Annotated in this window: 10 protein-coding genes and 1 pseudogene; 8 read left to right on the top strand and 3 right to left on the bottom strand. The window is 63.8% G+C overall.

Features of this window, described 5'->3' with window-relative positions:
• The coding region (locus tag BMZ97_RS27370; RefSeq protein ID WP_092177438.1) for a LysR family transcriptional regulator at positions 1–680 on the bottom strand (680 nt) is incomplete at its 3' end.
• Between the two features lie 199 nt (positions 681–879).
• On the opposite strand from BMZ97_RS27370, the gene BMZ97_RS27375 reads away from it, so the two are divergent.
• From BMZ97_RS27375 to BMZ97_RS27405, 7 genes are all read left to right on the top strand, one after another.
• Positions 880–1,206 (top strand): AtuA-related protein, encoded by a 327-nt coding sequence (locus BMZ97_RS27375; RefSeq protein WP_092177440.1) that lies wholly within the window; start codon positions 880–882, stop codon positions 1,204–1,206.
• Between the two features lie 34 nt (positions 1,207–1,240).
• Positions 1,241–2,821: an ABC transporter substrate-binding protein gene (locus tag BMZ97_RS27380; protein WP_092177442.1), complete on the top strand. Its 1,581-nt coding sequence runs from the start codon at positions 1,241–1,243 to the stop codon at positions 2,819–2,821.
• Positions 2,818–3,969 carry a serine hydrolase domain-containing protein gene (locus BMZ97_RS27385; RefSeq protein ID WP_092177444.1) on the top strand — a complete coding sequence of 384 codons (1,152 nt, stop codon included), beginning with the start codon at positions 2,818–2,820 and terminating at the stop codon, positions 3,967–3,969. Before BMZ97_RS27380 ends, BMZ97_RS27385 begins: the two co-directional genes overlap by 4 nt.
• Positions 3,970–4,461: 492 nt before the next feature.
• Positions 4,462–5,271, top strand: coding sequence for an SDR family NAD(P)-dependent oxidoreductase (locus BMZ97_RS27390; RefSeq protein ID WP_092177446.1), 810 nt, complete (start codon positions 4,462–4,464; stop codon positions 5,269–5,271).
• Between the two features lie 692 nt (positions 5,272–5,963).
• On the top strand, positions 5,964–6,686 hold the full coding sequence (locus BMZ97_RS27395; protein ID WP_092177448.1) for a L,D-transpeptidase: 723 nt from the start codon (positions 5,964–5,966) through the stop codon (positions 6,684–6,686).
• Between the two features lie 573 nt (positions 6,687–7,259).
• On the top strand, positions 7,260–8,375 hold the full coding sequence (locus BMZ97_RS27400; RefSeq protein ID WP_244546631.1) for an AraC family transcriptional regulator: 1,116 nt from the start codon (positions 7,260–7,262) through the stop codon (positions 8,373–8,375).
• Between the two features lie 104 nt (positions 8,376–8,479).
• Entirely contained in the window at positions 8,480–10,420 is a 1,941-nt protein-coding gene (locus BMZ97_RS27405) for a serine hydrolase domain-containing protein (RefSeq protein ID WP_092177452.1), read from the top strand.
• A 152-nt stretch (positions 10,421–10,572) separates the two neighbouring features.
• Here BMZ97_RS27405 and BMZ97_RS27410 read toward each other — a convergent pair whose 3' ends face one another.
• Complete coding sequence (locus BMZ97_RS27410) at positions 10,573–11,013, bottom strand: ester cyclase (protein ID WP_092177454.1); 441 nt, start codon at positions 11,011–11,013, stop codon at positions 10,573–10,575.
• A 132-nt stretch (positions 11,014–11,145) separates the two neighbouring features.
• Here BMZ97_RS27410 and BMZ97_RS27415 point away from each other — a divergent pair.
• A pseudogene (locus BMZ97_RS27415) lies at positions 11,146–11,499 on the top strand (IS5 family transposase); the annotation flags it as partial.
• 45 nt (positions 11,500–11,544) lie between these two features.
• On the opposite strand, the gene BMZ97_RS27420 reads toward BMZ97_RS27415, so the two are convergent.
• A complete protein-coding gene (locus BMZ97_RS27420; RefSeq protein WP_092177456.1) occupies positions 11,545–12,603 on the bottom strand; it encodes a helix-turn-helix domain-containing protein in 1,059 nt (352 codons plus the stop codon).
• Between the last annotated feature and the right edge of the window lie 162 nt (positions 12,604–12,765).

Genomic DNA, 12,765 nt, shown 5'->3' on the forward strand with positions numbered 1-12,765 from the left:
CGGGAACCGAGCCGGAACGCGGTGTTTGCCACCGGGAATCCAACGGCTTCCCGCCCGCACCAATCATAACACCAATCAAACACACAGGGATCCATCATGATCAGCGGATAGCGCATGAGCAGCTCCGGGGTGACGGTCTCCACCTCGGCCAGAGGATGAGCCTGCGGAAAGACGACATGCATGCGGTCCTCGATGGCGAGCAGCACGTCGACGTCGGCGGCGTTCGTCGGGCCGCCGGTGATGCCTATATCGGCCTCCTCCGCTTCCACGAGCGCCAGAACGCGGCGGGCGATGACGTCACGAATGCGGAAATCGGCCCCGGCATGGGCGGCACGGAATGACTTGATCGCCTTGGGCAGCAGGGCGGCAGCCGCCGTGGGCAGCGCGGCGATCCTCACCAGACCCTGATAACCGGTTCCCTGGTTGCGAACCTCGCCGAGCAGGCCGTCCAGATCCTGGACCATCCGCCCCAGCACCGGCAGCATGTCGCGCCCGGTCTGCGTCAGCGCGACCGAGCGCGAGGTTCGGTCGAACAGCCGGACAGCGAGAGCCTCCTCGAGTTTCCTGATCTGCACCGTCAGGGTCGGCTGGGCCACATGCAGCAACGCGGCGGCGCGGGTGAAGCTGCCCAGCCGCGCGACGGCGACAAAGGCCCTGATTTGCCGAACGCTGAAATCCATAGAGAAAAGCTATTTCAGAGATTGAATCATTTCAATTGTTCGATCGCTTCCGCCGGCCCAGTGTTGGCCGCATGCGAACCATCAGGATCGGTGCGGAGGACGGGTTTCGCGGGGGATCGGATCGAGCCCGCCATCGCATCGGCTCTCTTGCCCGAAGGCCTCGTCGCGACGCGGCTGAGCTTCGTTGAGGTCTGACGCGATGAAGCTGCGCCAGACCGCGCATTCCCCGACCGGCGACATGGGCAATGTCTCGGTCATCGCCTTCGACGAAGCGGACGACCTTTTCATTGCCGAGGAGGTCACGGCGGCGCGGGGCGCGGGCATCGTGGCAGGGCCGGTCGCACGCTACGAGCTCCCGGGACTGGGCGCCCTGAACTTCGTCTTGCAGGACGCGCTCTGCGGCGGCGTCACCCGGTCGCCGGCGCTGCGCGCGCGCGACAAGGCGCTGAGTTCCGCGCGGCCCGAGCTCGACTTGCTCCATCTCGGCCTGTCCGCCCCGCCACGCTCGGGGAACGGCACGGCCTGACGAGGCAATCATCATCAAAAAAGGGGGATCGACCATGACCACAAGACGCGGATTTCTCGCCGGCATGACATCGGCGCTGAGCCTGCCTTCCATCGTGCGGGCACAGGGCGCCTCGGTTCTCAAATTCGTGCCGCAATCGGACGTCGCGATCCTCGATCCGATCATGAGCGTGTCCTACGTCACGCGAAATCACGCCATGATGATCTTCGACACCCTCTACGGAGCCGACGAACACAACCGCGTCCAGCCGCAGATGGTCGAGGGCCATCTCGTGGAGCAGAACGGCCTGCAGTGGACTCTCACCCTGCGGGAGGGCTTGCGTTTCCATGACGGGACACCGGTGCTCGCCCGTGACGTGGTCGCCAGCCTGAAGCGGTGGTGGGCGCGCGACAATGTCGGCCAGGTGCTGGCGGCGACCACGGACGAGCTTTCGGCCGTCTCGGACCGCGCCATCCGTTTCCGGCTCAAGCTCCCCTTCCCGATGCTGCCCGATGCGCTCGGGAAATTCGGCACCAACAACGCCGTGATCATGCCCGAGCGGCTGGCGCTGACCGAGCCCACGGTTCAGGTCACGGAGATGGTCGGCAGCGGCCCCTATCGTTTCCTGCCCAAAGAGCGCGTTCCCGGCAGCAGGCTCGTCTACGAGAAATTCGCCGGTTACGTCCCCCGTCAAAGCGGGCTCACAAGCGCTCTGGCCGGTCCGAAGCTCGTCCATTTCGACAGGGTCGAGTGGCTGGTCATGCCCGATGTCGCGACCGCAGCATCGGCTCTCCAGACCGGCGAGATCGACTGGTGGGAACAGCCCGCGGCCGATTATTGGGAGCTCCTGGGAGCCAACAAGAACGTCAGGCTCGACCTCATCGACCCGTTCGGATCGGCAGGCGTCATCCGTTTCAACTTCCTGCAGGGGCCGACCAGCAATGCGCTCGTGCGGCAGGCCGCGCTGGCGGCGATCAGCCAGAAGGATGTGATGACCGCCGTCATCGGCGAGGATCGCCAGCGCTGGAAGGACAAGGTCGGCTTCTTCCTGCCCGGAACGCCGATGGCGAGCGAGACCGGCCTCGACGCTTTGAAGGAACCGCCCGACGGGGACGCCGCGCGACGCCTGCTCAAGCAGGCGGGGTACAAGGGCGAGCCGCTCGTCTTCCTCGTGCCCGGCGACATCGCCTCGATCAAGGCGCAGGGCGAGGTGGTGACCGACGCGCTGACCCGGGCCGGCTTCACCGTGGATATGCAGATGATGGATTGGGGCACGGTCCTCGCCCGGGCCAATAACCGGCAGGCGCCCGACAAGGGGGGCTGGCATCTGGTTGGGACCTTCACCGCCGGTGTCGGCCTGCTCAATCCGTCGAGCAACAATTTCCTGCGCGGCAGCGGTACCTCCGCCATCTTCGGCTGGTCCGACGTCCCGCGCCTGGAGGAGCTGCGGATGAACTGGTTCCGGGCGCCCGACGAACAGGCGCAAGCCGCGATCTGTGCGGAAATCCAGCGCGTCGCCTTTGAAACGATGCCCTACGCGCCGACCGGCCTATATTTCCAGAAAACGGCCTATCGCAGCAACCTGACGGGCGTGCAGAAGGGCCTGCCGCTGTTTTACGGAGTCCGCCGGACATGAGCTCTGACACCGCGCAACCGCGCCAGTATCTTCCGCGCGGCGAGGACTTCCTGCTGCTCTCGCCGAGCTGGCAGGCCTATGCCTACCGCAATGTCGACCGCATCTTTGCGACGCGGGCGATCGCGCGGGGCGAGGCTGCCTTCCCCCTGGCGCGCGGCCCGGAGATCGCGCCGGACTATCAGCTCGGCGGCGCGCTTCACGGGGTCGAGGATTATATCCACCGCACCAATGTCGCCGGGCTTCTGGTGCTGCAGGGCGACACCATCCGGCTCGAGCGCTATGGGCTCGGGCTGGAGGAGCAGCTGCGCTGGTCGTCGATGTCGATGATCAAGTCGCTGACCTCGACGCTGGTGGGCGCGGCCCTCAAGGACGGCGCGATCGCCAGCCTCGACGATCCGGTCTCGCGCTATCTGCCGGCGCTGGCCGGCAGCGCCTATGATGCGGTCAGCGTCCGCACCCTCATCACCATGTCGTCGGGTGTCGACTGGAACGAGGACTACACCGACCGTACCTCGCATGTGAACCGCTACAGCAAATCCCTTGGCGACAAGGTGGCGGGCGGCGTGCTCGCCTTGATGCGCAGCGTGCGCGGCCTGCATCCGCCGGGCCACCGGTTCAACTACAATACCGGCGACACCTATGTGCTGGGCGCGCTGCTTTCGGCGGCGACCGGGCAGACCCTGGCCGACTACATGTCGCGCAAGATCTGGTCGCGCTTCGGAATGGAGTTCGACGCCTTCTACACGCTGGAATCGGAGGGCGGGCAGGAGATCGGCGGCAGCCGCGCCGGCATGGCGCTCAGGGATTTCGGCCGCTTCGGCCTCTTCCTGCTCGGCGGCGGCGTCATCGCCGGCGAGCCCATCCTGCCGGAGGGCTGGCTCGATGCCGCGGGCTCGCGCGTCTTTGCGCTGGATCCGGCGACGAACAGCTACGGGGCCGATGGCTATGGCTATAGCTGGTGGATCGATCCCGATGGCGCCATGGTCGCCTCCGGCTTCGCCGGCCAGACGCTCTACGTCAATCGCCGGGAGAATGTCGTCATTGTGACGCTGTCATGCCACCCGCAGCCGCCCTTCGCCGCAAGCTACGGCATGGATTTCAAGGCCGAACGCTTCGCCTTCAAGCGGGCCGTGCTCGACCAGCTCTAGGACACCGTTTGAGCAATGAGCCCTCATCCTGAGAGCCTGATTCGGAATGAACCGAGCGATATCAGAGACTTCCGATCGGTAGACATCCCCCACGCGGTCATCCCGGACAAGCGGCGAAGCCGCGCCGATCCGGGATCCATTCCTGAGCCTAACCAGGCAGCGCTCCGGCATGGATCCCGGGTCTCCGCTTCGCTACGCCCGGGATGACGGCGTGTAGGGTGTCAGGACATAGCCATTGAAATCTCTGGGTTCATTTCGGGCCAGCCTCTCAGGATGAGGGCTGAGGGAATTCTCGAACGGACTCTGAGATCCGGCGCCGCGGCCGGCGATGATGCCGCGCTGGCGCCGGCGAGACCGGCCGGGCCGGGGCACGCCAACGCGGCGGCACATGTCGGCACTGCATGCTGTCGGGGTTGAAACCAAGGCCCTCAGCGCCGCTATAAAGGCGCCGACACGCAATGATGCAATAGAATCGCAGGAAGGAATGCCCGAATGGCCCAGGAACTCACCGGCAAGGAACTCACCGGCAAGGAATTCACGGGCAAGGAATTCACGGGCAAGGAATTCACGGGCAAGCGCGTGATCGTGATGGGCGGCAGCCGTGGCATCGGGCGCTCCATTGCGCTGGGCTTCGCGGCATCAGGCGCATCCGTTTCGATCTGTGCCCGGGGTGCGGGACCGCTCGAAGCGACGCGCCGGGAGCTCGAGGCGCTCGGTGTCACCGCACACGCGGCGAGCGTCGACCTCGCCGATGCGAATGCGATCGCGGCCTATCTGCCTGAGGCGGTGCAGGCGCTGGGAGGGCTCGACGTCCTCGTCAACAACGCCTCGGGCTTCGGCCATTCCGATGACGAGGCGGGCTGGGCCGCCTCGCTCAATGTCGACATGATGGCCGTCGTTCGCGGCAGCCATGCGGCGATCCCCCATATGAAACCGGGCTCGTCGATCGTGAACGTCTCGTCGATCTCGGCCCTGCGGGCCTCGTCGCGCTCGGCGCCTTACGGTGCCGTCAAAGCGGCCGTGATGCACTATACGGCGAGCCAGGCGAAGATGCTGTCGCGGCAGGGCATCCGGGTGAACTGCGTCGCGCCCGGCTCGATCGAGTTCCCGGGCGGCACCTGGGAAGACCGCAAGACCTCCAACCCCGACCTCTATCAGTCGACGCTGGCCAACATCCCCTTCGGCCGGATGGGCAAGCCCGAGGAGGTCGCCGAGGTCGTGCTCTTCCTCGCTTCCGCGAGAGCCAGCTGGGTCACCGCTCAGACCATCGTGGTCGATGGCGGGCAACTCGTCGGGCCCTGATCCCAGCCCATATGAAGAGCCGCGGCAATCAGGAATCCGAAGCGCGTCATGGCCGGGCTTGACCCACTGCTGTCCGGTTGGGGGGGTGCCCCCTGAGCGGATCATCCGCGGCTCTCCCCTCGCGGACGAGATGAAGCGAAGTGCCGGATGAAGGGCGCGGGGAACCCTTCTCCCGGATGGGAGAAGGGCAGGGATGAGGGCCTGCCGCTGATTGTTGGGGCGAGACTGAGCCGCAGCGCCGTCTTCATCCTGAAAGCACAAGAGGCGATGCGGAGCCGCTTGCGCAATCTGGTTGTTTGGCCTGCCCTCACCCCTGCCCCTCTCCCACACGGGAGAGGGGTTCCCCGCGCCTGCCTCATTCGTCCTCGCCCACTAGAAAGCCTTCAATGAACGGGACTTTTCGATCGGATGCTCGCGGCGAACCCGGCAGTCGAGGGCCCGACCCGACCATCTCGTCAGCCGCAGCGCGCTGGTTGTGAGATTCTTAAGGCCCAAGCCCGAGAATGACGCGTTGTGATGGCTCCCGGTCGGCGCCGCGGCGGCGACGCCATGCCGCGTTGTCTCACCGGGCTTGCCAGCCACGCCCCGGGACGGCAATCTCCGCCCGGCCAGACAATCCCCGCTCGGCAAGACGCTCAGCGGGCTCGCGATGATGCTCTCGTCGGGCAACAGGATATGGGACGACCAAGATCATGATCATGAATGGTGGGAATGCCGCCCCCGGCGAGGATGCCGGCAAGCTGGACGCGAGCGCTCGGCTCAAGCCTCGGGCGGGGCTTCTCGACCGCCGCGCGTTCCTGGCGGGCTCGGCCGCCGGTCTCAGCGCGCTCGGGCTCGCCGGCTGCGCCACAACCGACGGCATGAGCCTCGCCGAGGCGCAGAAGGTCTACGGGCCGGTGCCGCAGGAGAAATTCCCGATTCCGGCGGTCGATGTCAGCAAGGTCGATCCGAAATATTTCCGCCGCACCGTGCGCTACGAGACCAAGGAAGCGCCCGGCACGATCATCGTCGATCCCGGCAATTACTATGTCTACCGCATCGAGGAAGACGGCTCCGCCACCCGCTACGGCGCCAATGTCGGCCGCGACGGCTTCCGCTGGAACGGTGACGCCTATGTCGGGCGCAAATCCGAATGGGCGACCTGGACCCCGCCCAAGGAGATGATCAAGCGCCAGCCCGAGGCCGCGCAATATGCGCGCGGCATGCCCGGCGGCCTCGACAACCCGCTCGGCGCCCGCACGCTTCATCTCTACCAGAACGGCGCCTACACGCTCTACACGATCTATGCCTCGAGCGACCCGGAAACGATCGGCTCGGGCATCACCAGCGGCTGCGTCGGCCTGCTCAGCCAGGACATGATCCACCTCTATGAGCGCACGCCGGTGAAGACGAAGGTCATCGTCCTGCCGGCGTAAGGTCCTGCCCGCGTAAGGTCCTGCCGGCGTTATTCTCTGCCGTCATTCCGGGACATGGCCCTCGGGTCCGACCTTTGGTCGACCCAATGATAAACTCCGCCATGGGCCCGGAACCCAGAACCGATGCGCGTCCTCGTGATGCGCGCCGGTGTGCACTTCGTTCGAAAACGCTCTACCCGCGCCTTCCCAAGCAGCGGCATCAGTTCTGAGTTCCGGGCTCGATCCTTCGGATCCCCCCGGAATGACGGGGGAGCCTCAGCCATGAACCGCTGAGGCACAGGCTCACTCATCTTCGGAACCACGCCGTCGTCCCGGGCGTAGCGAAGCGCAGACCCGGGATCCATGCCAGAGCGCTGCCTGTTAGGATCAAGAATGGATCCCGGATCGGCGCGGCGGCTGGAACATATTACCTCCTGGTTCGAGGCGCAGTAGCGCCCGTCCGGTTCGTGGCCGCTTTCGAAATCATCCGCCGACTCGACATCGGCTGCGTCAAGGGCGTACGAGCGAACCTACGCGGCTTTGGCGTCTACAATGGCATTCGGAGTATTTCCGGTCGTGGACACCAGCGGTTTGATGTCGATCGATCTGGGGTTACGGGGCGCCGTCGTCGCATTGTGCTTGCTGATCGCAGCCATGGCGCTGCGCGATCGCCGCGACAGCACGGCCGCGCTGCTGGGCGCCGCGCTCGCGATCGGCGCCGCGGCTTCGATGATCTGCTCGGCGCCGACCTTCCCGCGGCCATTTGCGTGGTGGGGCCTGTTGCTGCTGGCGTTGTCCAGCGCGAACTGTGTCGTGTTCTGGCTATGGGCGCGTGCCGCCTTCGATGACGATTTCGTGCCGCGGCCCTGGCATGGCGTCTTGTGGGCGGCCGTCGCCGTCGCGCAATGGCTGGACGCCAGCGGCATCACCCGATCGGCCGCGCTGGAGCGTGCGATCGAACGCACGCTGTCATCTGCCTTTCTCGGCCTGGCGTTGTTGGCGGTGGCGCAGACGCTGCTCACGTGGCGGGCGGATCTGGTGGAGGGCCGACGTCGGCTTCGGCTGGTCGTCCTGATCGGGGCGTCGGCCCAAATCGTTCTCAACTCTTACTTGAACTTCGTGCAGCAGCCCTCGATCCCCACTTTTTCCATGGCCAGCGTCGCCAACGCCTTCGCTCTGTTCGTGTTGGTTGGCTTGAGCGCATGGAATCTACTGGATGCGGGGACGCGGAAAGGTTCGATCCTGCTGCCGGCGACAAATGTCCCCTTAGGCGCGCCAGCCAAGGCGTCTGATGATCAGGGCAAGCCTGCCTCGATCGAACCGGCTCTCTTGCGCCGCTTGGAACGGCTGATGACCGTCGAGCGCATCTACCGGCGTGAGCGATTGACGATTGGATTGCTATCCGCCGAGTTGGGCGTGCCGGAATACCGGCTTCGGCAGCTCATCAATGAGGGCCTCGGTTACCGCAATTTCAATGCGTTCCTTAATCATTACCGGATCGGGGAAGCCAAGGCCGCACTGGTCGACCCCGAACAAGTGGAAGTCCCGGTGCTGACAATTGCGATGGACACAGGTTTCCAGTCGATCGGGCCGTTCAACCGCGCCTTCAAGGCCGCGACAGATCTGACCCCGACCGAATTCCGCCGTCTTGCAATGGCGGGAAATGCCGCCCCGAGGAACGAGCGATTGAAAATCGGCCAGTCGAGTTGAGGAATCGGCCAGCCGGATTGCAGGAATCGGCGAGAAGGAAGCGACAACATTCGACAGGCTGATGGCGGTTTTTCCTCGCAATAGCTGCGACAACGAGGCTGCCCATGCGATATCAGCAATTTGCCGTTTCATTGACCGCGCTGGCGGCGCTCACGCTCGGTCTGGTAGGTGCGGTGCTTGCCGACGATTTGCGGACCGTCGGCGATCCGGACAGTCTCGGCTTTTCGGCGCGGCGACTGGCCCGCATCACCTCCTGGTTTGAGGCGCAGACCAAAACGGGCGATCCCTCCGGCTTTGTCGTTGGGATCGCCAGAGGCGGAAAGCTGGCTTATTTGCAGCCCACCGGCTTTGAGGATCACGACAAGACAATTCCGATGCGGCCGGATTCGATCTTTCGTATCGGATCGATGTCCAAGCAGATCACCAGCGTCGCCACCATGATGCTGGTCGATGACGGCAAGCTCGAGCTTGATGCTCCCGTGGCGCAGTATCTGCCGGAGCTCAGGGATATGCAGGTCGTCAAGACCAATCCGGCTACAGGAGATGCGATCCTGCTGGAGCTTGAACCTGCCAGGCGGGCGATGACCATCCGGGACCTTCTGCGCAATACGTCCGGCCTCGTTTATGCTTCGCCGGACTACGCCGATCCCGGATTTGGCAATGCCGCGCTTCACGCACTGTACGGAGCCAAGGCCCCATTCCGACGCGACAAGCCCATCGCGTCCTTTATCGCAAGCCTCGGAACACTTCCGCTTCTGCATCAGCCGGGCGAAGTCTGGGAATATTCTATCGGCTACGATGTTCTCGGCCGCGTAATTGAAGTCGTATCGGGCCAGAATTTCGACCAGTTTCTGCAAAGCCGTCTATTCGGGCCGCTGCATATGGTCGATAGCGGCTTCTCGGTGCCGAAGGACAAGCTTGCCCGTCTCGTCGCCGTGCCCGGCGCCCAGCCCCGACCTCTTTCGGATGGCGACGTCGGCAAGCCGCAGACGTTCTTGTCCGGCGGGGGAGGAATCGTCTCGACGGTCCCCGACTTCCTGCGCTTCTGCCAGATGCTGCTCAACAGCGGCGAGCTTGACGGCGTGCGCATCTTGAAGCCCGAAACGGTCAAGCTGATGACGACGAATTCGCTGCCGCCGGATATGCACATGGCGGGACACGAAGCCGGCCCGGCTGTTGGCACGGGATGGGGGCTCGGCTTCGCCATTCGCACCGACCCGGATTTCAGCCTCATCCCAGGCGCGGTCGGCAGCTTCAACTGGCAGGGAAGCTGGGGCACGTTCTTCTCGATCGATCCGGCACAGAAGCTGATCCTGGTCATGATGATGCAGCGGAGCCAGTTCAGTGAAAACGGTTTCTATTTCAACGCGATCCGTCGCCTACCCTATGCGGCGTTGACGATTCCCCAAGCTCCCGCACCTGTGGTATCGGAACAGGAAAGCGCCGGCGCTCTCACCGAATATGTTGGACGTTACGAGTTCGGTGGGTCCGCAAGTTCGCTGGACAGACAGATATTGGTCGCCGACGGCAATAGTTGGACCGGGCTTGAATCCGTTGTCGTGGAGAGCGATGGCCTCAGGGTGATCAAGCCGGCCGAGGGCGGCCCCGCCGCAAGGGCGGGCGTCATGGCGGGAGATCTCATCACCGCTATCGGCGATAGATCGATCAAGGGCCTGACTCTGGAAGCGGCCTTTCGCCGGATTTCAGGTCCGGTCAACGCCCCCATCAAGCTCAAGATCATCCGCGAGCGGCACAACGATCCGATCGTGATCGCCTTTGCCAGGGAGGCGGTCCCCTCGCACAGTGTCGCGCTTCAAGTTCGTGTCGCGGACGGCAAGCTTGTCGTTGAAGCCATGGGCGCCTGGTCGATCCTTGATTTCGACAAGGGCGAGCCGATGCCCGTAGCGTTCCTTTCGAAGGATGAATTCCATGTCGAGAGCGGCGATCATACGCGGATCGCCTTCATTCGCGACGCCGCCGGCAAGGTCAACGGCGCGGTTCTCAATCCCGGACCATGGGAGCAACGCGGCGCAATCACCCGATAGCGCACACTGACAAATGGCGGAAGCTTGCGCGGCTCGAACATTAAGGTGCACGACGATCGCCCCAATGTCAGCGGTCCGACTTCCGCTTGGGGTCAATCGCTACACGGGCGACCCTGCGGCAAGTGGCGCTGGGACGATGCAGGTGGTGCCACCTATCGCCCCTCGGCTCCAAGCTGGTGAAGGAAGCTCCGGTAATCAGTCCGCACCCACTCCTCAACCAGATGACCGTGATCGTCGAACCGGAAGATGTTTGACAGATCCCAAAATACCCGCTTGCCATTCGGAGGCAGAGGGCCGGCCGGTGATTGTGTGAACTCGCGGACAAAACGTCCCTCGATCCAGGTCTGACAGGCTATGTAGTTGCCCTCGACGATTATGATGCCCCGACGGATCGAACGATCGTCGAACGCTGCGCGTACGGATTTGAAGTAGTTAGTGAGCCCGCTGTAGTCCGCTTCAAAGCCGCCAGGCCCGTGGAAGCGGAACTGCTCCGTGTCAAAATAGCTGTCGGTCTCAGCCTGATCCCCACCCATCACCTCAAGCTCGCCCGCTTTGACTAAACGGGCGATGAGTTCGTCGCGCATAAGATTCATGTCTTTTCCATCGGTCACATTCGTTCTAGTCTTGGCGCTAATTACACACGCAAGCTGAACAACTGAGCCTTGCGAAGGTTCTGTTTTGGGTCATTCGCGTCGATTTTCACATATAAGCACGTCCGCTATCCGGCCCTGACGACCGGTGAGGCTCACGATAATCGGCTCGTCACAGAGCTGCTGTCTGATTTAAAATCAGGCACGATGTTGCATGCTGATCGAGGACACGACGCGGATTGGATCAGAGCTTTCGCTGGTGAACATGCTGCGTGGGCTAACATTCCTCCTAGGCGAAATCGCAGAGACCCAATCTGTTTTAGCCCATATCTGTATCGGGCGCGCAATTTGGTCGAGCGCTTCTTCAACAGGATCAAGCAATGCCGCCGCATCGCAACCCGGTATGACAAACTCGCCGCGAACTACCTTGCTCTCATCAAGCTCGCAGCCATTCGGATTTGGCTACGCGCTTATGAGTCCACGCCCTAGAAGCCTCCTGAGCCCTCATCCTTCGAGACGCTGCTTCGCAGCCGTTCAACGGGAGGAGCGGGATGAGCGTCGCGCGGCGTCGGATGGCGTTTCGCCGAAACGGCGGCGAAAGGCCGCGGCGAAGCGGGACGAATTGGTGAAACCGTAGCGGCGCGCGACGGTGGTCACCGAGGCGCCGGATGCGCCAAGACCAGATGCGCCACCAGTCAGATCGTCGCGCGCCAGCTCGAGCCGGATGGCGTGCAGCATGCCAAGGGGCGTGCTGCTGCGGAAATGCTTGAACACATGCCCCAAGGTCCGCACGCTGCAGCCGGCAGCGGCTGCGACCTGCGCCATGCGGATCGGTTCCGCGCCATTTGCGCGCATGAAGTCCTCCGCGCGCCGAATATAGGCCGGGATCACACCGGAAGCGCCGCTGTCCAACTGATCGACGTAGTTATGTGGCGCGCCACGGAGCACCAGCGAGACGAGCAGATCGGTCAAAGACGCCAATGCGACAGGGTTGCTAGCCACGCCATCCGGCCGCTGAAACTCGTCCATGACAAAATCGAGCTGGCGCTTCAGGCTGGCTGCAAGCCCGCTGCCCCAATCGAGATCGGCCCAGAATTCGAGTGGTTGCCGCAGGCGCTCATCGAGCAGGTGCTCCAGCGCCTCCTCGACATCAGCGACCTTGAAGAAGACATTCCTGCGCGCGTTGTCATCGCTGATCAGGAGCCGGCCGCCGGGGCCGGGCCTCCAGACCAGGCCGCGACCGTCCGTGGTCGTCGTGGAATTGCCGTTTTTGACCAATGTGATGTGGCCGCTGAGCATCGTCGTGAAGCAAAACAGGTCGCCTTGGTCGCCATCGACCGAGACATCCGTTGCGAAGCTGCTATCGGCGTAGCTTGCCAGGATCGAGCCGGCGACACGGGTCGCGAGCGTAAAAATCGGCTTCTCGAACTTCGCGCTCCACAGCGCGCGGTTCTGGAGCTGGTAGGTGTAGATGCGCTCCGATTTGGCGACGCGCTCGGTGACGCGCAAGCGGCCGTCCAGATCTCCCGGATGCCTTGCCCGGACGACATCGAACATCGCCAGCAGCGCTGGATCGATCATAGGCGCGGCCATCGATATGTTCCCATCCCGGCCGCGTCAGCCGCGCACACCCATAGCATAGACAGATTTCGCGATGCGTGGACAGATTTGGCGACCAAGACGCAGGAACCTTCAGAATTGGCATCCGGCACGTCGATAACGTGGCAGGCTGAGCCGATCGCAAGCGGGTATTGT

Origin of the sequence: Allobosea sp. OK403 (assembly GCF_900113835.1) — a bacterium.
Taxonomy (GTDB): Bacteria; Pseudomonadota; Alphaproteobacteria; order Rhizobiales; family Beijerinckiaceae; genus Allobosea.